22 protein-coding genes are annotated in these 20,783 nt (G+C 43.5%); 10 read left to right on the plus strand and 12 right to left on the minus strand.

From position 1 onward, the window contains the following. Positions 1-5: 5 nt before the first annotated feature. The 5 genes from MSSIT_RS15495 (at position 6) to hacB (ending at position 5,063) form a co-directional block, all read left to right on the plus strand. Entirely contained in the window at positions 6-1,535 is a 1,530-nt protein-coding gene (locus MSSIT_RS15495; RefSeq protein WP_048173477.1) for a nitrogenase component 1, read from the plus strand. After that, positions 1,520-2,860: a nitrogenase component 1 gene (locus tag MSSIT_RS15500; protein WP_048173478.1), complete on the plus strand. Its 1,341-nt coding sequence runs from the start codon at positions 1,520-1,522 to the stop codon at positions 2,858-2,860. Before MSSIT_RS15495 ends, MSSIT_RS15500 begins: the two co-directional genes overlap by 16 nt. A gap of 21 nt (positions 2,861-2,881) precedes the next feature. Continuing rightward, complete coding sequence (locus MSSIT_RS15505; protein ID WP_052721686.1) at positions 2,882-3,166, plus strand: hypothetical protein; 285 nt, start codon at positions 2,882-2,884, stop codon at positions 3,164-3,166. Between the two features lie 223 nt (positions 3,167-3,389). Beyond that, positions 3,390-4,487 carry an ABC transporter substrate-binding protein gene (locus MSSIT_RS15510; RefSeq protein WP_048173479.1) on the plus strand — a complete coding sequence of 366 codons (1,098 nt, stop codon included), beginning with the start codon at positions 3,390-3,392 and terminating at the stop codon, positions 4,485-4,487. Positions 4,488-4,568: 81 nt separating this feature from the next. Continuing rightward, positions 4,569-5,063, plus strand: coding sequence for a homoaconitase small subunit (gene hacB, locus MSSIT_RS15515; protein ID WP_048173480.1), 495 nt, complete (start codon positions 4,569-4,571; stop codon positions 5,061-5,063). Between the two features lie 83 nt (positions 5,064-5,146). Here hacB and MSSIT_RS15520 read toward each other — a convergent pair whose 3' ends face one another. From MSSIT_RS15520 to MSSIT_RS15550, 7 genes are all read right to left on the minus strand, one after another. Continuing rightward, positions 5,147-6,085 (minus strand): hypothetical protein, encoded by a 939-nt coding sequence (locus tag MSSIT_RS15520; protein ID WP_048173481.1) that lies wholly within the window; start codon positions 6,083-6,085, stop codon positions 5,147-5,149. 99 nt (positions 6,086-6,184) lie between these two features. After that, positions 6,185-7,054 carry a beta/alpha barrel domain-containing protein gene (locus MSSIT_RS15525; RefSeq protein WP_048173482.1) on the minus strand — a complete coding sequence of 290 codons (870 nt, stop codon included), beginning with the start codon at positions 7,052-7,054 and terminating at the stop codon, positions 6,185-6,187. Next, on the minus strand, positions 7,047-8,177 hold the full coding sequence (locus MSSIT_RS15530; RefSeq protein ID WP_048173483.1) for a LeuA family protein: 1,131 nt from the start codon (positions 8,175-8,177) through the stop codon (positions 7,047-7,049). Before MSSIT_RS15530 ends, MSSIT_RS15525 begins: the two co-directional genes overlap by 8 nt. A 54-nt stretch (positions 8,178-8,231) precedes the next feature. Next, positions 8,232-9,242, minus strand: coding sequence for an ABC transporter substrate-binding protein (locus MSSIT_RS15535; RefSeq protein WP_156158877.1), 1,011 nt, complete (start codon positions 9,240-9,242; stop codon positions 8,232-8,234). A 139-nt stretch (positions 9,243-9,381) separates the two neighbouring features. Beyond that, a complete protein-coding gene (locus tag MSSIT_RS15540; protein WP_048173484.1) occupies positions 9,382-10,476 on the minus strand; it encodes an ABC transporter substrate-binding protein in 1,095 nt (364 codons plus the stop codon). Between the two features lie 77 nt (positions 10,477-10,553). After that, complete coding sequence (locus MSSIT_RS15545; RefSeq protein WP_048173485.1) at positions 10,554-11,342, minus strand: ABC transporter ATP-binding protein; 789 nt, start codon at positions 11,340-11,342, stop codon at positions 10,554-10,556. Next, positions 11,333-12,364, minus strand: coding sequence for a FecCD family ABC transporter permease (locus MSSIT_RS15550; protein WP_048173486.1), 1,032 nt, complete (start codon positions 12,362-12,364; stop codon positions 11,333-11,335). Before MSSIT_RS15550 ends, MSSIT_RS15545 begins: the two co-directional genes overlap by 10 nt. Before the next feature lie 321 nt (positions 12,365-12,685). Here MSSIT_RS15550 and MSSIT_RS23560 point away from each other — a divergent pair, with 321 nt between their 5' ends. The 4 genes from MSSIT_RS23560 to hdrB all read left to right on the plus strand — a co-directional run bounded on the left by MSSIT_RS23560 (position 12,686) and on the right by hdrB (position 17,043). After that, positions 12,686-12,820 (plus strand): hypothetical protein, encoded by a 135-nt coding sequence (locus MSSIT_RS23560; protein ID WP_148705796.1) that lies wholly within the window; start codon positions 12,686-12,688, stop codon positions 12,818-12,820. Positions 12,821-12,993: 173 nt separating this feature from the next. Beyond that, complete coding sequence (hdrA, locus tag MSSIT_RS15555) at positions 12,994-15,423, plus strand: ferredoxin:CoB-CoM heterodisulfide reductase subunit HdrA (protein ID WP_048173487.1); 2,430 nt, start codon at positions 12,994-12,996, stop codon at positions 15,421-15,423. Beyond that, positions 15,420-16,145: a ferredoxin:CoB-CoM heterodisulfide reductase subunit HdrC gene (gene hdrC, locus MSSIT_RS15560; RefSeq protein WP_048173488.1), complete on the plus strand. Its 726-nt coding sequence runs from the start codon at positions 15,420-15,422 to the stop codon at positions 16,143-16,145. The genes hdrA and hdrC overlap by 4 nt, the downstream gene beginning before the upstream one ends. Continuing rightward, positions 16,099-17,043 carry a ferredoxin:CoB-CoM heterodisulfide reductase subunit HdrB gene (gene hdrB / locus MSSIT_RS15565; protein WP_048173489.1) on the plus strand — a complete coding sequence of 315 codons (945 nt, stop codon included), beginning with the start codon at positions 16,099-16,101 and terminating at the stop codon, positions 17,041-17,043. The genes hdrC and hdrB overlap by 47 nt, the downstream gene beginning before the upstream one ends. A 93-nt stretch (positions 17,044-17,136) precedes the next feature. Here hdrB and MSSIT_RS15570 read toward each other — a convergent pair whose 3' ends face one another. Genes MSSIT_RS15570 through MSSIT_RS15590 form a run of 5 tightly spaced genes read right to left on the minus strand, consistent with a single transcriptional unit; the run spans position 17,137 to position 19,868 of the window. Next, positions 17,137-17,604, minus strand: a complete 468-nt coding sequence (locus MSSIT_RS15570; protein WP_082089038.1) for a UPF0228 family protein — start codon at positions 17,602-17,604, stop codon at positions 17,137-17,139. A 22-nt stretch (positions 17,605-17,626) separates the two neighbouring features. Further along, positions 17,627-17,872 (minus strand): hypothetical protein, encoded by a 246-nt coding sequence (locus MSSIT_RS15575; protein ID WP_048039237.1) that lies wholly within the window; start codon positions 17,870-17,872, stop codon positions 17,627-17,629. Further along, positions 17,869-18,552, minus strand: a complete 684-nt coding sequence (locus MSSIT_RS15580; protein WP_048039238.1) for a hypothetical protein — start codon at positions 18,550-18,552, stop codon at positions 17,869-17,871. The genes MSSIT_RS15575 and MSSIT_RS15580 overlap by 4 nt, the downstream gene beginning before the upstream one ends. A 36-nt stretch (positions 18,553-18,588) precedes the next feature. Beyond that, the gene (locus MSSIT_RS15585; RefSeq protein WP_048173491.1) at positions 18,589-19,377 is read right to left on the minus strand and encodes a C39 family peptidase; all 789 of its coding nucleotides are present in this window, start codon (positions 19,375-19,377) and stop codon (positions 18,589-18,591) included. Between the two features lie 41 nt (positions 19,378-19,418). After that, the gene (locus tag MSSIT_RS15590; protein WP_048173492.1) at positions 19,419-19,868 is read right to left on the minus strand and encodes a hypothetical protein; all 450 of its coding nucleotides are present in this window, start codon (positions 19,866-19,868) and stop codon (positions 19,419-19,421) included. Between the two features lie 536 nt (positions 19,869-20,404). Between MSSIT_RS15590 and MSSIT_RS15595 the strand changes: the two genes are divergently transcribed. After that, positions 20,405-20,701 carry a hypothetical protein gene (locus tag MSSIT_RS15595; RefSeq protein ID WP_048173493.1) on the plus strand — a complete coding sequence of 99 codons (297 nt, stop codon included), beginning with the start codon at positions 20,405-20,407 and terminating at the stop codon, positions 20,699-20,701. Positions 20,702-20,783 lie beyond the last annotated feature (82 nt).

A 20,783-nucleotide genomic window follows, 5' to 3' on the forward strand; every position in this document is an offset into this window, starting at 1 on the left:
AGAATATGGCTGGAATTGCTAACGAAAGTATAGTGTTTTTTGGAAATTTAAGCGAGCTTTATCAACTGGCGAAAGAAGGGAAAATCGATACGAAATTACAGGGCAGCCATACCCGACCCTGTAAATTCTGGACCGCAATGAAAATACTGAGTGGGATTAAAAATGCTGTCGTGATTGCTCACGGCCCCAGCGGCTGCGCATTCGGAGTAAAACAGACCTATAAGTTAACAAATTGCAGAAACAGCGGTTCGCCGTATGAATCCGTCATTACCACAAATATTAACGAAAAAGCCGTTGTGTACGGAGGTGAACGGGAACTTAAGGGCTCCATACTGGAGGTCGATAGCAAGTATAAACCGGACATCATTTTTGTAGCGACAAGCTGCGCTACCGGAATAATCGGAGACTACGTGGATGCGATAGTGAATAGAGTCCGGCCCAAAATTAACGCCAAAATCATGGCCGTTCACTGTGAAGGCTTTGCCGGAGAGTACAGGAGCGGGTTCGACCTCGTTTTCAGGCAGATCGTTCAGCTTATGGATAAACCTGATTCGGAGAGCAGAGCAGCTCTTGCCAGTTCGGTCAATATCGTCGGGGGGAAAATGGGTCCCGAGAGGACGGAAATTGATACCGATGTTAAAGAATTACGGCGCTTAATTGAAGGCATGGGTGCAAACGTAAATGCAATTATTGCAGGCAACTGCTCGCTGGAGGAGATACGGCGGGCTCCCGGCGTGGCCGTAAACTGTACTTTATGCCTGGATCTCGGGTATGCGATAGGGAGAGAAATGCTTGATCAATTTGACACCCCTCTGAATTCGACGATTCTTCCTTATGGTATCAGTGCAACGGAAAGATGGCTGAGTGAAGCGGCTAAGTATTTACACATGGAAGCCGAGGCTGAAACCCTGATCAAAAGAGAATATGAAGCAATACGTGTCGAGTTTGAAGAGGCAAAAAAACATCTTGCCGGCAAGCTGGCAATTGTTGAAGGGCATGACGCGATAAAGGCTCTGTCAATTGCCCATATGCTCGAACGTGATTTCGATATGCGTGTGGTCATATACAATTTCCACCCCTGGAGCACGGAAGCAAGGGAAACAAGTATTGATTACCTTCTTGAGACCGGACTTGACCCTGAAATACTGATAACAAAGGGTACGCTTGCTTTTGGAAAATATGAGGCAATGCTTCAAACTGAAAATGAACTGCTTGAATATCTGGGAGACATGAGTCCGGAAAGAACCGTATACTTCGGGTCATCAATGAGTTTCCCGAATATTCCGGTAGTCGACTTAAACGCCATATTGAACCGTCCGAGATTCGGTTACATGGGGGCTTTAAAGGTGGCAAAATGTATCTGCACCGCTCTTGAATATTCCTTCAGACCGCGCAGCTGGGTAATGAAGAAAATGGTGTTCCCTGAAAATTCCGGTCTGTGTTCGGCTCAGTCGCTTACCCCCAAGCTGGCTCAGGAATTGCCGGATTGCACAATCTATGCAGGGAAGGGGAGGGGCAAATGTATGATGAGCTAAAATTCGAGAATTGCAACCATAGCAAGGACCCGATGGTCGGATGCGCTCTTGAAGGTGCTGCCGGCATACTGGCCGGTATGAAGGATATCAGCATTGTCATACATTCTCCTCAAGGTTGTTCTTCAACGGTTGCAGTGGCTTACGATACCCACGAAATTGACTTTACAAAGCGAAAGGTCGCATGTACCCGGCTTTTTGAAACGGATATAGTTATGGGCGCTTCGGATAAGCTGAAGGAATTGATCAGGGAAGTTGATTCGAAATTTAAAACCCGGGCTATTTTCGTAATTGGCACATGTGCAGCTGATATTATCGGTGAGGATCTTGAGGGCTTATGCAGGAATCTCCAGCCGCAGATCAATGCGAAGCTTGTCCCCCTGATGGCAGGGGGGTTTCGAGGGGACAGCTATGCCGGTATTGACCTGGGACTGAACGCATTATTCCCGTTCATTAAAAAACAGAAGGAAAAAATTCCAAACACTGTGAACTTGATAGTCCCTCAGGCAAACCTGAATCCTACCTGGTGGGCGGATTTGAAATGGGTACGTGAGGTCCTTGACAAAGTCGGAATTAAAGTCCAGGCTGTGCTTCCTCATGAGACTTCACTGGAGGAACTGGAGAATGCGGGAATGGCATCGGCAAATATACTTCTCAGTCATGATGCAGGGTATAAATTCGGATTAAAAATGCAGGAAGTTCATGATATACCACTTATATTATCTGACATTCCACTCCCCGTCGGGCTGAAAAATACGGCAATATGGCTTCGTGCGGTGGGAAAGTATTTCGGTGTTGAAGAACAGGTCGAGACGATAATCAGAGATGGAGAATATATGACTATCGATGCGCTGAGACGCAGGGGACTGATGATGATTCAAAGGTACCGAAACTGCAGAGTAGCCGTTTCAGCCGATGCAACCCTGGGAATAGGTTTGATCAGGATGCTGTTCGAAGAGCTGGAAATGATCCCGGAACTGTTGCTTTTCAGGTCTTCTATGCCTGACTCCCAGTTGTTGCTGGAAAATGAACTTAAAGATATGGGGATTTCTCCCAGGGTTGTTTTTTCCGCAGATGGGTACCAGGTAAAACAATCTTTAATGGACAGCAACGTTGATGCCGTATTTGGTTCTTCCTGGGAATATTACATGGCTGAAGAACTGGGAATAAAGTTTGCATTTGACGTTTTTAACCCTACAAACAGAGTAAATTATCTGAATAAGGCCTATTTCGGATACGAAGGTATGCTGAACTTTTTAGAAAATGTTGCGAACGATTGGGAAAGAGCGCTGCGTTCAAAGCAGATTAACTGGGAAGAATATTTGTAACTAAGAGGAATTGAGGTGATAATGGTGGATTGGGCATGCACAGCCCTAAAAAAGAGTGTACGGATGCATGGAACCTTACTGGCAAATACCACAGGTTTTACGGAGGAAGATGCGGGGTTATTGAACAAAGAGGATGTACTCACCGAAGGTTATTCAGGGGAACTTGCAGACAATACGTTTGTGCAGGATAAGCAAAAAAAGCTTCAAGAATACGGGATTGATTGCGTTGAATATTGTTATACTATAGAGTGTGGATTAAAGTATTTGCAGATGGTGGGGAAGCAGAGAAACAGGTATAAAATCTAACCGAGTTATACGGCAAACCGAATTATACGGCATTATTTCCGAATGCCGATAGTTTTTCTCGATTCCGGAATTTAATAAACCGTCAACCATTATTTTCCTTTTGATGCAAAATTTTTTGGAAGCATTTTACTTCTGATAGCCGGGGATATAGCCGTAAGCATCTTTACAATGGATATTTCCTGGAAATTAGTGCTGAATCCTAAGAATAAAATGAGGTATCTGAATGAACAAAAAAATAATAACTGTTCTCTTCATCGCAATCTTATCGGTATTATTTTTCACTGGCTGTATAGAAGAAAAAATCAGCTTGCAGGGGCATGGTAGCACAAAAGGCATATCCGCTTCAAACGATGAAAACGCAGGGAATAGGACTGTTACTGATTCGTTAGGTCGCCAAGTTCAGGTTCCATTAAAGGTAGAAAGGGTTGCGGATACCTGGATGGGGCATAATGAAGTGCTGGCTATGCTTGGAGCTGATGACAGGCTTGTTGCTACAATGTTCAGTCCCCAAAAAAGGCCGTGGATGTATAAGGTTTGTCCGACCTTCAACGATGCTGTGACACTGAGCCCGACGTATGATATCGAAGATTTGATTGCTACCAAACCCGATGTTGTTTTCATGTCGAAATCCGATAAGAATCTCGAAAAGGTATCCAATCTTGGAATTCCTGTAGTACAGGTAAGTTTTACAGATTTCGATTCTATGAAAAAATGCATTTCAGATACTGCGAATGTATTGGGGGACGAAGAAGCCATGGAACGCGCACAGCAATATAATACATACCTGGATAGTAAACTGGAATCGGTAAGAAATACTTCATCCCAGATACCTGATGAAAATAGGCCTAAAGTTCTTCATGTGGTTTCACTCTCACCTTTGTGTGTAGATGGCGGAGGAAATATTATAAGCGATTGGATTGAGGCCGCAGGAGGGGTTAATGCAGCCGAAGAGGTAAAAGGGGGTATTATGCAGGAAGTTTCAATGGAACAAATCTTAAAGTGGAACCCGGATGTGGTTATTCTTAGTGTAAATGCCAAATCCCGGGAGAAAGAACAAATTATGAACAGTGATCAATGGAAAAAAGTTAAAGCAGTTCAGGATAACAGGGTGTTTCTAAATCCTGAAGGGGCATTTATCTGGAGCAGGGCCGGAGCAGAAGAAGCGCTTCAGATTCAATGGGCTGCAAAAACCATCAATCCGGATAAGTTTCAGTTCATTGACATAAATAATGAAACAAAATGGTTCTACAAAACTTTCTTTGAGTATGAACTTACGGATGAGGAAGTTCAAAAAATTCTGAATGCAGAGGCGCCAGATTGATCTATTACTGGCAGTTTGGCGGAAAATTTTGGTGCTTTTTAAGGTATAAATGCGTTAAAAATTTACTTTCAGGTGAGGGTGATGGCAAATCCTATTGTAGGCCGAGTCTGGAAATTCGGAGATGACATTAATACCGATGCAATTATCCCCGGGAAATACCTGCGAACCAGGGATATGCAGATATTCGGGACTCATGCAATGGAAGGCATTGACCCTGAGTTCACAAAAAAAGCAAAACCCGGAGATATCATTGTTGCAGGCACTAATTTCGGTTGTGGTTCTTCAAGGGAGCAGGCTCCCCTCGCTTTGAAACATGCCGGAATAGCCTGTATTGTGGCAAAGTCTTTTGCAAGGATCTTTTTTAGAAATGCAATCAATATAGGATTGCCTCTCATGGAAGCAGATGTCGAGTGTCAGGACGGAGATGAGATTGAAGTTGACCTGCTCATGGGGGAGGTTCTGGTTCCGGAGAAAGGCACATTCAAAGGAAACAAACTTCCTGATTTCCTGCTTGATATACTCAATGACGGTGGACTTGTAGCTCACAGAAAAAAGGTTAGGAGTGAGAAAAAATAGTAACAAAATCCGGTTACTGATTCATATCTCATTGATACTCGAAATCGGGTGCTCAAAATCGAGTTAGGGTACTCAAAATCGGGTTACATGCAGCCCTTACATTTAGAACAATATCCGCAAGTTGGAGCCTCCGTATAGTCACCGCCTGTGATTTTGAATGTAGAATCGGATATCCTGTATTCGTTTGCTTTAGCCCCGTCATTAATAATTACAGTATCGTCATCAAAGCTCAATTTTATTGGCACTTTTTCATACTCTTCCGTCAGGCCGGGTTTCAGCTTAGGGAAAGTTACTTTCATTTCACCGTTGCTTTTTTTGACCGAAATGATGTCAAAGGTAGCAAGAGAAGTTAACTTTCCATTTCTATCAAAGCGCAGGGAATTTACATCAGCATCAATACCCACTGCGGCCGCATCATATGCATTGATCAAACCGATAGGGGCTTCAACAGGAACCGGTTTTGCCGGTTCTACGGATTCCATACTCCCGTCTTCAAAAAGCTTGAACCCTGTCCGGATGGGAATTTTTCCTGCAGGGGTGTCAACTGCGATTCCTTCTGTCGGCCACAGTATCAGGCTTCTGACTTTTCCGTCCGGATAAAAACGCAGACCGATTATTTTTGCACTGAAGCTCCCGAACGGAAATGTGAAATCATATTTCTGCGCCAGGGCACCTTCCTCTTCTTCCGACCAGAAACCGCTTATTTGTCCGTTTAACGGGAATAAACTATTGAGCGAGCCGTCTTCAAAAAAAGTGACCAGTTCAGCCGGAAAGTTGCCTATTGAGGTGCTTATTTCTGTCTGCTGCTCCAGTGAAATGTTTTTAACTTTTCCACTCTTATAGAAAGAAAGGGCATTTAACTGCTTTCTCCTTATTCCGGGATTTCCATACTGAGGAACAAAGTCCCCGTATTTTGTGTGGATTAAATTGTACTCATTAAGTTTACACTCTTTCAGTCCACCACTATCATACGTGGTAAAGCTTGTAATTCCTTTTATGTTGCTTGTTTCAACAGTGAACATTTGTATCACCCTGACTAAAAAATGAATCAAATTTTTTGCTTTAACTCATATCCTGAAAAGCAATGCTGTGTATTAAGAATAAAAATAAAGTTAAATATATTAATTATCTGCAATATTTTGTGTAAAGGGTCCCACTACTGGCTTATACGGAAACAATGTTCTTTCGCTTGCTTTTGCGACCATTTCAGCCAGGGAAGGTAAAGCTTTGAGTTCAATTCCGCAATCATAGTTGTAAAAGTGTTTTAAAGACACGGCTGTTTCTTCCATTGACGCATTTCCTGCACGTTCCCCAATCCCTGTTATTGTAACACTGGCAAACTTTGCTCCCGCTCTGTATGCTGCCAGGGTATTTGCCAGGGCCAGGCCAAAATCATTGTGTGCATGAATTTCAACAGGAAGCGGGCTGCAATTTACAATGCTTTTGATTTTATTATAAGTCGTAAAATGATCCAGGCATCCGACCGTATCCGAATATCGTATCCTTATCGCACCGTAAGAAGCCGCAACATCTGCATATTGAAGAAAGAAATCCGGGTCTGCTCGGGATGCATCCTCCGCTCCTACAATACTCGTTATCCCACAGTTTTTGAGATATTCCAGGCAGGTTTTCAATTGATCAAGCACCCAGGTCCTGCTTTTTTGAAGCTTATATTCTATATGCAGGTCGGATACCGGCAGAGAGATGTGAACAAATTTAAATCCGCATTCGATAGAAGCCTTTAAATCCTTTAAATTTGCCCTGTTCCACGCGATAAGATTCGATTTTATCGGGAGTTCGAGCATAAGGCTCAGAGCTTCACATTCCTGTTTGCCCATAGCAGGGATACCGGCTTCAATCCATTTCACGTTTGCTTTATCTAAAGCCGAAATGATATTCACCCTTTCTTCAATCGAAAATACAACACCTGCAGATTGTTCCCCGTCACGCAGAGTTGTATCAACGATTTCAAAGCTTTTGTTTTCAGTCACAGGACATTTCTCCTTTGCCTGATAAATGAATATTCGGGTCTTTTACCGATTCCATCTGCAAATCGTAAAGAGTTTTAAGCTGCAAATCCGTTAACGGTTTTTTTTGCAGAATCGCAGTATTTCTTACTTTTTCGAGCAATACAGCTGCTTTTTCTGGACTTAAAGATAAACCCAGCTGCCGGAGCTTCTGCGCTAATGATGCTGTCCCAGAGTGTTTTCCAATTACTAAAAGCCTGCGCAGGCCCACCTCCTCCGGCTTAATCGCTTCGTATAAATCAGGATTTTTAAGAACACCGTCAACGTGAATCCCGGATTCATGCGCAAATACATTTTTTCCTATGATGGCCTTTTCTCCGGGCAACATAATACCAGCCCTGTATAAAATATTCTCACAATCTGCTGCAATGCTATATCCATCGGGCACCTGTTCATTTTTCCACAAATGCCTTGCTGCCATTAAGACCTCTTCCATGGCCGCTACTCCCGGGATTCCGATACCGCTGACAGCCGTTGCAACGTATTCAACGCCTGCTCTTAACGCTGAAAGCGTGTTGGCTGTAGCAGTCCCGTAATCGTTGTACCCCACATATTCAACAGGACATTGAATTGTATTCCATAAAAAGCCAAGCTTATCATAGGTGGTGAAAGGGTCCGCTTTCCCGCTTCTATCGCCCAGTATTAACCTTTTTATCCCGTATTTGGCAATAAGGGGATATATTGTTTCTACGTCCCTTATTGAGAATTCCAGAGCATTGTCAATGCTCAAATAAATTTCCTGGTCGTTGCTACAGGCCATTTGCAATACAGGTTCAAGCATATCCTGTATGGGGGTGAAGGGGTCGAAAGAAGTGTTTATTACTATTTTGGAAAAACCGAGCTTTTTCGCCCTGAATATCTCATGTCCGGAACATCTTACTCTGCATCTCATAATTTCCGAAAATTCATCAGCCTCAAATTCAACCATATTTTTTTCTAAATTATTCAATGAGACATCTGCCGCATCTAATGAGTATTTTTTCAGAACTGACAGCATAAACCTTACATCGGCAGGATTATTAACCCCCAGGCGTATGACCTCATTGATTGTATGGTCCACAATTGAAATCTTAATGTCTTTTTTCAACTCGATTCCTCCGCCGATAATTCAAAATTTAGAAAAACCTGTTTTTGATTTTCATCATCCGGAACACCAGTTGAGTTCGGTATCAATCCGCCCTCCGTTTCTCAACATATCACGCAGTTCCGTCATTTTGCAATCCAGAAACTCCATGTATTCCAAATTCGTTCTTTCCTGCTTACTTGTTTCAATAATATTGGATATCGCACCGTTCCTGATTACAATCCGACGATTGCCCATTAAAGCTAACAGTGGATCATGGGTAGATACGAGCACTATTTTTCTACCGGTAGTGTACTTTATCAATACATCCAGTTCCTCCAGCTTTGCTTTCTTGGCTAAAATATAAAACGGAAACGCCAGAGCCCCATATTTCGGCCATATCACTGAAGTCTTCCCTCCTCTCGGACAAATATCGGCCAGAAACCAGGGAATGATATATATGGCTGCACCAAGCTCGTTATCCGGACCTGCAATTCTCGACATATGGACGTAATGCAGCATGTTTTTCGTATTATACGCGAGATGTTTTAAGCCCTGAATGCCATGGTCTTTATATATATTTAAAAATAAAAACGTGTTAAACTCGGAATACGGGCTTTTTTCATCTTTCCTCCAGCCTCCGACTATTATTTTATCATGGTAAATCGGGTCAAGAATATCACTCCACTGTCCGGGAACGGGCAGGCTGCCCAGCCTCCGATGGTCTACAAGGAAAACAATAGGAACTACGGCAAAAATAGTGAATTGCTTTTCAGGGTCTTCGATCCCGCAATCAGCATATATGGGGGGTAATGGTTTGGGCTGGCACGCCTGGAAATAACCCTTATCGATAAATTTCCCGAAAAAATTTTTCTCAAATACATTATCAAACGATGAAGACAACACTATGTTGGGAAAGTCATCAATGTTGTCCACCTCGTGAATATGTTGAAACGGTGAATAGCCGCTTCCTCCACCCATGGGAAAATAGCATTTGAGCCGGATTCCTTTTTCAATCCGATAATTCTTTAGTATGGCTTCCAAACCATCCTTGAACGTATACTTTAAAGGGACCGGAATTCGTCCCATAAAGTCAAATTCTCCGGGTGGCAGGTCACCGCTACAAAGTTCGGTTTCGGAATTGTAGTCGTTTCCTTCTGTACGTAAATCTAAAGTATCTCTATTTTCTACCTTAATGTTTTCACCCCCTCATTTTGTTTCTCTGTTTTCATGTCGAGCTTGCAGGAGGCAGATGCTGCAGTATCCTGTTTGCTTCCTCGTCTGTCAGGTTATAGTGGCAAAACCTCGAATAGTAATCTTTGACCTCACCGGTCATGTTCAGGTCTTCAAATAGTTCTGGATGTAGGGTTTTGGCAAAATACTCCATCAGTAACACCCCTTCGGCACCATAATCCCAGTAGGCCACACCCTGTGGGCAGAGATATACTTTATTATCCTGTACAGCTTTCATGTTACTCAGCCGAGAGTCATTCGTAATTATATCCGTACTGTTAATTCGGCCTACAAAAATTACATCAGGATTCCATGCCAGTAGCTGTTCCATTGTGACGCTTTGAAGTCCTTCTTTATTGGTATTTTTTGCAACGTAGTCGCCACCGGCCATTTCCACGTAAAACTGCGTATAAGAGTTTTTACCCTGTGTTGTTATCGCATCCGGACCCCTGGCATAATACACTTCGGGACGCTGACTATCTGTAAGGTTTGCAGTTCTCGATGTCACATAATTCACTTTCTGATCGAAGTACACACCCCATTCATCAGCAATTTCTTCCGCATCCGGGCCCATAACTTCGCCGTAAAGCGCTATTTCCTGCTTCACGTACTTAACAAATGAGTCTGCGTTCTCGGGGTTTCCCGAGTTCTTCTGAGTGATCACAACAGCTATATTGCTCGAATTCAGTTTCTCCTTATTACCGTCGTATGACAAACAAAAAACGACCTGCACTTTTTTGCTGATAAGATCTTCAACATTGGGATCGTTTTCTATAGGGATATCTTTCAACTGTGGGGCTATTTTATATGACCAGGGCAGATTGGTCCATGCCGATATTGTCACTGCCATCTTGTCGGTCTGATTTAGCAAAATTAATTTTTCATATGACTGACCGGCAAGAGCAGCCACATGAGTCACATTCGCCGGCACAGTTACAACTCTTCCCGTCTGGTCTGTTATCTGAACGCCCTGATCAGTTCTTATCCCGATATTACTATCTAGCCCAGACCTTGTGTTACTGTAGCCTACCCCTGCAATGGATAAAATTACAATAACTGCAATGATAGCCACCATACTCTTTTTATCCATCCAATCACCTTAATTTACCATCATATGCCCGGATCGATTTGTTTTCATATCCCCGTTGTTTTCATAGCCCCGTATGGTTATTGTATCTGCACAGGTATGCATGCTTTTCTTTGTTCATCCACATCCAGTATTTTTACGTCTATGCCATAGGCTTGTTTCATATTTTCTTCCGTGACTACGGTTCTCGGGTCTCCCATCTTCATGATTGTGCCCTGATTCATTATAGCGACCTTGTTGGATGACAAAAAGGCGTGGTCCGGAAAATGAGAAGTCATAACAACTGATAGTCCAGTTTTAGACAATTTATTTATGACTTTGAGTGTTCGTATCTGGTTCCCAAAATCCAGATGGGATGTAGGCTCGTCCAGAAGAAGAATTTCGGGTCTTTGGGCTATTGCTCTGGCCATCAGTACTAGCTGTCTTTCTCCCCCACTGATCTCAGTGTAGCTTTTATTCTTCAGGTGCAGGATTCCAAGATTTTCCAGAGCCTCTTCAGCTATTTTATAATCTTTTTTCCCGGGAACCGATGTTATGCTTAAATAGGGAGTTCTGCCCATTAGAACAATATCAAGAACTGAATATGCAAAGGTTGAATTGTTTGATTGGGGGATGTACCCCATGACCTTGGCGATTTCGGTATTATTCATTGAATATATATTTTTGTCCTTCAATAATATCTTGCCACTTTTTAGTTTGAGCAGGCTGCTCATACATTTGATTAATGTTGATTTTCCGGTTCCATTGGGTCCTAATATACACAGGACATCCCCTCTCTCAATTGAGAGGTTTATGTCTCGAAATATGTTTTCCTTTCCATTGTAAGAGAACTCTGCATTCCTTATATCCATAATATTTCTCACGACCATCCCTCGTAGCCTTTTTGGAGTAGATACACGAAAAAAGGTGCTCCTATAATAGCTGTTAATATTCCCAGGGGAATTTCGATAGATGTGGCTGTTCTGCACACATCATCCACCAGCAGGAGAAAAGTAGCTCCCAGTGAAATGCTTGCAGGCAAAAGCTTCCTGTGGTCCGGACCTACAAGCATTCTGGCAGCGTGAGGTATTACAAGGCCCACCCAGCCAATGATTCCACTAATACTTACGGCAGCGGCTGTCAGGAGTGTGCAGCAAAAAATTATCAACAGTCTCATTTTCTCCGTGTTTATGCCAAGTGAGCGTGCTTCGTCGTCACTCATTGAAAGGACATTAATTCTCCATCCGACAAGCAGTAATGTTGTAAACCCAACCAGAACCGGTCCTGCTATCATTAATATACTGCTGCTTTCAACCGCAGAGAGGCTGCCCATAAGCCAGTATACGATTTCAGGGAGCTTACTGTCAGGATCTGCAAGATATTTGATACATGAAATGAGAGCGGAAAAGAGTGCTGCAATAGCTATCCCGCCCAGCACCATCATCAAAATGGTATTGCTCTTAAATCTTTTACTCAGGAAGTAAGTGAGGAAAACCGCAAGGAGGCCGAATAAAAAAGCTGTAGTCTGAATCATCGCCATGGAAAAACTGAACAAAATAGCTATTGCAGCTCCAAAACCCGCACCTGAAGAAACACCAAGGATATCCGGGGACACCAGCGGATTCTGGAAAGTCCCCTGAAAAGAAGCCCCTGAAATTGATAAAGCTGCACCTACAATCATCGCAGCTACTATGCGAGGCAAACGTATGTCCCAGACTACTGTATAAATAGTGGGGTCCAAATTTGTTTCCATAGGCACAAAAACCGATACAATGGCCAGCATTACGTCCGGGGGAGACACCGGATATCGGCCAATCATAAAAGACCCGAAAAATAAAATGACCGGGAGTGCTATCAGCACAGTTGTTGAAGAGATATTTCGGATGGTTTCCCTGTTTATTCGCCTGTTCATTGTTCTTTCCACACCGGATCTATGTACATATCCATTATGTTTGTTTGAACATAACAACTATTATATAATGAAATACAGAAATGAGTTACCTACTTTATAGTATAAATAAGCATCTATATAATTATATATTAATTGTATGAGTGTTTACACAACGAAACACTAACATACGATGTAAGCAAGGAAAATGTATTTTGTGAGTATAAAACTGACATCTTGGCTAACTAAGCAGGAATACTTGCAAAATCGTGATTGAGAATAGATATGTTCAATTTAACATAACGATTTGCTTAGAAATGGAAAGATTATAGCTTAGGGCTCCATATGCTTGGTCGTAGTTTACAGGCTAATAGGAAGACAATAGAAGGAGCTTCCCATCATGACCATGATCAGCAATTCAACTATATAAATGAAAAATGCAAAGATTCAGTTTGCCAGACAGTCCCTAAGTTTGGATAACATTCTCAACGTGAAGCTGCAACTCAACTCAGGCAGAGGAATGTTGAAATCTCTGATATCCTAATGTATCTATCTCATTTTGGCAATTACTTCCTGAAATATGCCCTTTTTGGGTGAATCATCCAACATTTTCCGGCAAATCTTAAATATGAATCCCTGAAAGATTTAGTATAATGACTGATGGGATGACTGACGGGCTGGCCAAAGCTGCCGTATTTATCTGCCACTGCAGCGGGAACATTTCCGAACACGTTGATATTGATTCCGTGAAAAAAACCCTTAAGGCAGAGGGGATCTCGGTTTTTGATTATGAATACATGTGCTCAAGCCAGGGACAGGCGCTGATTAAAAAGAAGATTCTGGAGGGGAACCTGGACAGGGTGGTAATAGGTTCGTGTACTCCTTCCAAACACGGTGCTCTCTTCAAAAAGTGCATACAGGAAACCGGCTTGAACAGGGCAGGGCTTGAAATTGCAAACCTGAGGGAACAGTGTGCCTGGGTGCACCCTGACAGGACCGGAGCTACAGATAAAGCTCTTTCCCTCCTGCGGGCCAAACTCAAACGCCTGGAAAATGTAGAACCCCTGGACGAAATTAAAGTAGATATCGCTCAGCAGGCCCTTGTTATCGGTGGGGGGATAGCAGGAATAACGGCTGCACTGAACCTTGCAGATAACGGAGTTTCCACTTTTTTAGTTGAGAAAAACACAAGCATTGGCGGGCAGATGGCGAAAATAGGGAAGATCTTTTCCCCGGATAAGCTTGCGGAAGAGTGTGCAATGTGCTCGCTCAGCCCTCTGATGAACGAGGTTGCAGCCCACCCGAAAATTACACTTTTGACCCGGACCGAAGTTGAAAGCCTGAGCGGAAGCGCAGGAGACTTTACGGTCAGGCTAAAGAAAAAGCCAAGATACGTCAAAGACAGCTGCACAGCATGCGGAAGGTGCAGCCGGGTCTGTCCTGTCCAGGTTGAAGACGAGTTCAACTGCGGATATATGGACAAAAAGGCAATTTCTCTGCGCTTCTCCCAGTCAGTCCCCAAGATCTACTGTATAGATCCCGATTATTGCCTCCAGCTGAACGGAGAAGCCTGCGGAAAATGTGCGGATGCCTGTAAAAACGGAGCAATTGACTTTTCCCAGAAGGAAGAAATCGTTGAACTTAACGTTGGGGCGGTTGTTGTTGCCACCGGGTTTGAGGAGTATGACGTCTCCCAGAAACCCCAGTACGGATACGGGATTTTTGAGAACGTGCTGACCCAGATGGAACTTGCCAGAGTTCTCGGCATCAATGGCCCGACAAAAGGAGAACTCCTGAGGATCTCCGACTTCAGTACGGCTTCTGCGGTTCCGACACCCGCAGCCTGCACTTCAGGGTGTGAAAATTCCTCTGATCCCTCTTCTGACCTTTCTTCTGATGTCGAAACGCCGAAAAGAATAGTCATGATCCAGTGCGTGGGCTCAAGGGACGAAAAAGAAGGAGGAAACCGTTACTGTTCCAGATACTGCTGCATGGCGGCCCTGAAACACGCAAGCTTGATTAAGAAAAAATACCCGGAAATGGAAATCACGATTTGTTATATTGATGTCAGAGCTTTTGGTTTCTACGAAAACTATTACCGCGCAGTTCAGGAAACCGGAGTCAACTTTGTGCGGGGAAGGCCGGCCGAAGTTATTGAAAAGCCGGACAAGAGCCTTGTCGTGAGGGTCGAAGATACACTTGACCAGAAAATGAGGGAAATTCCTGCCGACCTGGTTGTGCTCTCCGCGGCAATGGTGCCGTCTCCCGGAACCAGAAAAATTGCCAGTGTGCTGAACCTGAGCCAGGACGAAAGCGGTTTTATCAAGGAAAGGCACTCCAAACTGAAACCCGTGGACAGTTCTCTTGACGGGATCTTTGTCTGCGGCACTGCCCAGAGCCCCAAGGACGTTACCGATACCATTGCCCAGGCAGGCCTTGCAGCCGTAAGGGCAAGGGCTTTCATTACAGACAGCCCGAAGGTGCTGGATAATGAAATTGCGACTATTAACCAGCTGCTCTGCACGCGCTGCGGAGAATGCCTTAAATGCCCCTTTGATGCCCTCTCCGTAAATGAGAGCGGAAGGGTCGTGCTTGACCCGCTTATCTGCACAGGCTGCGGATACTGTACCGAGCTCTGCGGAGAAGGAGCCGTCCAGATCGCAGGCTTTACGAAACTCCAGCTGAAAGCCGAGATGGAGGGCGTGCTCGAAGAAGGGGATGTGCTAGGCTTTGTAAACAGTGGGATTGCTTCTCTTACCTGTGACAATATCGGTAACAGCGTACTCACTTACCCTTCAAATGTTAAATTGATAAAGGTCCCGACGGGCCTTGTGGTGGACAGTGACCTGGTGCTGCATGCTTTCAGGCACGGGGCATCCTCTGTCCTTTTTGTAGAAGACCCGCCTGACAATCCAAGGGCTGAGGTGATATATCCTCTTACTGTCAGCCACTTTGAGAAACTCAAAGAGGAACTTGGGGATCCAGGAAACCGGATCTATTTCAAGAAAGCCTATGTCCCGAACACAAAAGGGCTTGCAGGAACTTTTACGAGCCTTGCCAGGGAAGGAGAGATGATAAGATGATGCCATATGTAAACAAATACGATACCCCGGAGTGTAAAACTCTTGCAGAGACCGCAAAGAAAAGTATCCGAACCCCTGAATCCCTCGGACTGGACCGCTGTATCCAGTGCGGAGCCTGCACTGCTTCCTGCCCTGCAGCCCGGTTTACTGACTACAGCCCGCGGCAGATCGTAAAAAAAGTGCTCGAAAATGACCGCAGTGTCCTTGAGTCCGAAATGATCTGGTCCTGCTTCTACTGCTATTCCTGCAATTTGCGCTGCCCCAGGAACAACAGCCCTGTAACAATCGTGCAGGTGCTGCGGCAGATGGCTATCAACGAAGGAATAGGGGTTGAAAAGCTTGCCTATTTCCTTGAGATCGGAGAGCACCTCGGAGAAAACGGAGCAAGCAAGGTCCCGGGCGCCGGCATCAAAAACATGGAAAGAGACCTTGGAAAGCGCTGGATCGGAATTAAAGGGAGCCTTGAGCCAATCCGTTCCGAACTGGGGCTCAGTGCCAGGGATGTGAGGAACACCCATGGAGAGGTCCAGGCTATTCTTGAAAGCACGGGATATTTCGAAAGGGAAAAGTGGATTAAAGCAAGGGTCCAGGAAAAAAGAATCCACGGGTTTATGAAGACGGACCGCACAGGGACAGCCTGCACTGAAAACAAGAAAAACAGCGGAGACTTCGGCTTTGAAAGCGATAGCGAGTATCCCGGACAGGAAGCTCTTACTGTTTAAGAGCTGCATGGTCGGGCAGGAATACCCCGGAATCGAAACAGCCACCAGTTACGTGTTTGACCGGCTCGGGGTAGATTACTGCATAAATGATGAGCAGTCCTGCTGCACGGGGATAGGCCACTATACCGATGTCTTTGAAGGGCTTACAACAGCCGCCATTGCAGCCCGGAACTTTGCCGTTGCCAGAAAGTGCGGGTACCCGAACATTACCTGCCTCTGTTCGACCTGCTATGCCATAAACAAAGACGCATGCGAACTCCTTAACACCAACGATGAGGTCCGGGAAAAAGTCAACTCCATCTTCCGCGAAAAAGGCTTTGACGACCTTGTCTATGAAAAAGGAGACATGAACCCGAGAACCAATATCTACCATGCAGTCGAGGTCCTTCTGAGCAAAGTCGAAAAGATCAAAGAAGAGATAAAGTTCGATTTCCCCGGTGTTAAAGCAGCCTCTCATCACGCCTGCCACTATTATAAAGTCAAATACCTTGACGTAATCGGAAACCCCGAAAACCCCCAGCTTATAGACACGATAGCCGAAGCCTGCGGGGCAGCCCCTGTGCGCTGGTACGAAGACCGCACCCTCACCTGCGGAATGGGCTTTTCCCAGCTCCACCTTAACAAGAACACCTCTCTCCAGGTTACCAAAGCCAAACTTGACAGCCTCCAGAGAGCCGGTGTGGAGTTAATGCTCCATATGTGCCCGAACTGCCATATCCAGTACGACCGCTACCAGCCCGTGATCGAAAAAGAGTTCGGGGTAGAGTACGACATGGTGCACATGAACATTGCCCAGTTCGTAGCCCTCTCAATGGGAGCAGACCCCTACAAAGTATGCGGTTTCCAGACTCACTCCGTGCCTCTGGAAGGTTTTCTTGAAAAGACCGGAATAATATAAAGTCCAGTTTCAAAGTATAACTGGCTCCTTTTTTATTACAATTGGAGTGAAGAGGGTCACGGCTTGAAACGTTTTTAAAAATATGTATCTAAATTACTGATCATTAATGTAGTCAATAGATACGGTAAAAATACTTTCATTATTTTCAAGCTCGTTTTTCATTTTGACTGCATCTTCCTCCGGAATCCAATACCTGGATCCGCCCGGCTTTTCAAAGCGAATATAGCACCAGACGAACTTTTTCACCCGAGTGTCATATTTATTCAGTATCGAAAGAAACTTTTCATCATTGACAGCCTGTTCGGATACCGCGATTACGTAAGAATCTCCTCTTCTGATGCCGGTAGCAGAAGAAGATATAATCCAATCTTTATTCTCTTCCTCCATCCCTTTTCTCAATTCGCATCTTATATCTCGATTATCTTTGTCTGCCATAATGTAGTATTTGTTTCCCACAGAACCCGTGTTGCAATCTATGCTATAGTTCGTAGTCATGTTATAGTTTTCAAGAACAGTTTTAACTTCCGATTCGTAAGTTCCGTCTTCGAATCGGATGTTCATACCACCCACCTTAAGCTCATCATTAACTTGTGTTTTTGTATCTTCTACTGGCACTTGTGTTTATTTCTTCAGATGGCAAGTTCGTTTCTTTAATCCCTATGTCTTCAGTTTCATTGGATGTTGCCCCTGTGCTTTTGGCAGTCATATTGGAATCCGTAAGAGGCACAATTACAATCCCAGTAGGATAGATTCCTGCATTCACCGTAGCCGTAACAGTGTTTGTTGCCGTGTCGATAACTGAGATATTGTCGCTTTCGGCGTTTGTCACACATACTTTGTTTCAATCCATGAAAATAAATTACCTTTTTTATCCTCCGGCTTTAAGCTATCAACTTTCCCTTCTCCATTAGCCATATAATAGGACTCAGCAATCAATTTCTTTATTTCTGGTGTTTCTTCAGTGAGATTCGCCATTCCCCTGATTCCATAATAAACTATGAAATAATCTTCTCTCTCCTTAAGGAAAGAATGCTTGTACACCAGAAAATATCCTGATGTTTCCGGACTCATATACTCAGTTGCATTAAAGGAGTAAGGACCATAAATGGGTCTCCAAGAATTTTTAGCTTCACGCTTTTCAATTACCTTCTGAAGTTCTGCACTAATATTCAGCCCCTGATGGGATACATTACCGTTTTCTTCCAGATACTCATAAAGGGTATTTTCCCCTTTTAAAAATTTAGATTCATCGTCAAAGTACCAGACATTTATAAATTTTCTTTCAGAATAGTTTCCTGCATTACAGTAAGGAGAAATCTTCGGAAAAAGTGGTGTACAGCCCAGTTCATTCCCCTGCCAGGCTCCTGGTATGTACCATCCTGGCATGCCCTCTGAGGGGGGTAAACCTGGACCAATTGAAATAACATCGAAAATAAACCATACTCCAATAAGAGCAATTATCAAAAATATCAAAAATGCTATTTTTTTACTTATTTTCTTGTGAAACATTTATGTGCCTCAATTCAATAAAAATATAATGGGTGGTTAAGGCCTCACCCATGTTGCCATAGCTCCAGTCCAGCTCCCAAAAGTTAGGTAGTGTTTATTACTCGTGTCCCATGTATCATGGATATATACATAATCGCTACTTCCATCATAGTATCCCACAAAGGTAACACTATGATCGCCATATGGCTGAGTGTAACCATTACCTGTCCCACCGTTTAGCATGCTAAGCACGAAAGGCTTATCTGCATTCACTTCGGTTTTTACCTCAGACCATGAGACATAGATATCATTGCTTGCATCAAAGTTATTATATCCATGGTTATTGCAAACTGTCTCTATACCATTGTCAATAGCCCATGGCCAGGTTGCTCCATTTCCCGGCCACTCTGTACCCATCGTAGTAGCTAATTCCCTAATTAGATCAGGCCCCGTTATTAAGTAAGAATATCCATGGCTGGCCCAATATCCTAATACCATCCCAGACGCAGTTGGAGAACAACCACAGAGCCAGCCATACTTAGGTACACCACTGATCGTTTTTGAACTGGAAGACGTAGAATAACTTGAGGAATTAGCTATTTCTTTTTCTAAGACAGTCCATTTTGTGTTTGAATTTTGTGTTCTCATTTCTTGTTGCTGTTGTAAATATGTGTTGTTAAATAAACAGTCTTCTTCATTTACGGGAATACTCACATTTGATTTATTAAAATCTACTATAGTTGAAAATGGTAAATCCACTATTACTTTTTCTTTAGCCTTACCTTCAGTATCGATTAGTGCATACTCTGCGTAGTAGAAGGTTGGGCCTAAATAAAGAGGTTTCATCTTTCCTATAGTCAGTTCTTCTTTTTCATTACTTTCTAACCTTATCTTGTTGGCACGTTCTTGTGCCAGTGATTTAGACCGGGTTGTAAATTAGAACGGGTTGTAAATTCTGGAATTTCATTAGGTATTTTGCCTTTTGAAAACTCCAAAACTGGATAGTTATCCTTTGTCGCTGAAATGAATATGTACCCTGCTTGTTGCTTATTTTCGATAACGTTAAATGAATAGGCTGACCTTTTACCATCAAGATCGTAGTAAGCAGTAGATTGTTTCACAGTCGCGTCTCCCCAGTCTTCAAAATTAGGTACAGATCCAGAAATCTCTTTTATAGAGTAAGATGCAACTTCTTCTGCCTGTTTTTCGCTGATCATACCTAATGAGTAAGTCACATTCGACGATTCTTTCTGTGCACTTACTGCCGGTATTAACACCATACCAACCAGCAGTGTTGCTAAAACAAGTATACCTACTCCAATTTTATTACGGTTCATTATTTTATCTCCTGTGTATCTTATACCCAGGAGGCAGAATCAGGCAAGCTAAGTCTTAAATACAGACAGAGCTAACATAAAAATACAGACAGAGCTAACATAACTCATGCCTTCAGGGCGTGTTTTGTGGAGTTCGGCCGGTACCTGGAAAGCACTTCTGAACTCCATAAATCACTCTTATCTAACTCCTTATAAGCTTTCTGACCATATCCTTTAACTATTCGATTTTCGAACTAATTTTGAGTCTGTAATAGTCTGTAATAGTTTGATGATTTGGCCAGAAATTATATATATAAACATATTGCCTCACTATATATTCATTAATTTATATACAAACGTCAGGAATGAAATTTATACTCACGTATAGTGATATTTGTGAACGGCTCATAGTTTTATAGCAAAAAATCAGCGTTTGTATCCAATACGAGCCTGTCAGGCATGCGAATCTCTAAACCTAGACAGGCTTCGCCAAAAATTAGATCATCTACATTTTAGACAAATTCTGATAAAATACCACCAGTACCCTCACCTGTGGAATGGGTTTTTCTCAGCTCCACCTTAACAAAAGCACCTCTCTCCAGGTTACTAAAACCAAACTCAACAGCCTCCAGAGAGCCGGCGTGGAATTAATGATCCACATGTGCCAGAACTGCAATATTCATACGACCGCTACCAGCCTGTTAAAAGAGTTCGGGGTAGAGTACGACATGGTGCACATGAACATTGCCCAGTTCGTAGCCCCCTCAATGGGAGCAGACCCCTACAAAGTATGCTGTTTCCAGACTCACTCCGTGCCTCTGGAAGGTTTTCTTGAGAAGACCGGCATAATCTAAAGTCCAGTTTTTAAATAGAACTGGCTACCTTTTTTATTACAATGGAAGTGAAGAGGGGCACGGCTTGAAACGTTTTTAAAAA

The organism is Methanosarcina siciliae T4/M, from assembly GCF_000970085.1.
Lineage (GTDB): Archaea > Halobacteriota > Methanosarcinia > Methanosarcinales > Methanosarcinaceae > Methanosarcina > Methanosarcina siciliae.

What these genes read in the sequence shown, in the direction of transcription:
- MSSIT_RS15595 (WP_048173493.1), top strand. Translation starts at nt 20,405, where the DNA reads ATGGGTTTTTCTCAGCTCCACCTTAACAAAAGCACCTCTCTCCAGGTT.
- MSSIT_RS23560 (WP_148705796.1), top strand. Translation starts at nt 12,686, where the DNA reads ATGCTTGGTCGTAGTTTACAGGCTAATAGGAAGACAATAGAAGGAGCT.
- MSSIT_RS15535 (WP_156158877.1), bottom strand. Translation starts at nt 9,242, where the DNA reads ATGGGACGAATTCCGGTCCCTTTAAAGTATACGTTCAAGGATGGTTTG.
- hdrA (WP_048173487.1), top strand. Translation starts at nt 12,994, where the DNA reads ATGACTGATGGGATGACTGACGGGCTGGCCAAAGCTGCCGTATTTATC.
- MSSIT_RS15495 (WP_048173477.1), top strand. Translation starts at nt 6, where the DNA reads ATGGCTGGAATTGCTAACGAAAGTATAGTGTTTTTTGGAAATTTAAGC.
- MSSIT_RS15510 (WP_048173479.1), top strand. Translation starts at nt 3,390, where the DNA reads ATGAACAAAAAAATAATAACTGTTCTCTTCATCGCAATCTTATCGGTA.
- MSSIT_RS15590 (WP_048173492.1), bottom strand. Translation starts at nt 19,868, where the DNA reads ATGAACCGTAATAAAATTGGAGTAGGTATACTTGTTTTAGCAACACTG.
- MSSIT_RS15540 (WP_048173484.1), bottom strand. Translation starts at nt 10,476, where the DNA reads ATGGATAAAAAGAGTATGGTGGCTATCATTGCAGTTATTGTAATTTTA.
- hacB (WP_048173480.1), top strand. Translation starts at nt 4,569, where the DNA reads ATGGCAAATCCTATTGTAGGCCGAGTCTGGAAATTCGGAGATGACATT.
- MSSIT_RS15520 (WP_048173481.1), bottom strand. Translation starts at nt 6,085, where the DNA reads ATGTTCACTGTTGAAACAAGCAACATAAAAGGAATTACAAGCTTTACC.
- MSSIT_RS15545 (WP_048173485.1), bottom strand. Translation starts at nt 11,342, where the DNA reads ATGGTCGTGAGAAATATTATGGATATAAGGAATGCAGAGTTCTCTTAC.
- MSSIT_RS15500 (WP_048173478.1), top strand. Translation starts at nt 1,520, where the DNA reads ATGTATGATGAGCTAAAATTCGAGAATTGCAACCATAGCAAGGACCCG.
- MSSIT_RS15550 (WP_048173486.1), bottom strand. Translation starts at nt 12,364, where the DNA reads ATGAACAGGCGAATAAACAGGGAAACCATCCGAAATATCTCTTCAACA.
- MSSIT_RS15580 (WP_048039238.1), bottom strand. Translation starts at nt 18,552, where the DNA reads ATGTTTCACAAGAAAATAAGTAAAAAAATAGCATTTTTGATATTTTTG.
- MSSIT_RS15505 (WP_052721686.1), top strand. Translation starts at nt 2,882, where the DNA reads ATGGTGGATTGGGCATGCACAGCCCTAAAAAAGAGTGTACGGATGCAT.
- hdrC (WP_048173488.1), top strand. Translation starts at nt 15,420, where the DNA reads ATGATGCCATATGTAAACAAATACGATACCCCGGAGTGTAAAACTCTT.
- MSSIT_RS15570 (WP_082089038.1), bottom strand. Translation starts at nt 17,604, where the DNA reads ATGAACATCCGATTCGAAGACGGAACTTACGAATCGGAAGTTAAAACT.
- MSSIT_RS15585 (WP_048173491.1), bottom strand. Translation starts at nt 19,377, where the DNA reads ATGAAACCTCTTTATTTAGGCCCAACCTTCTACTACGCAGAGTATGCA.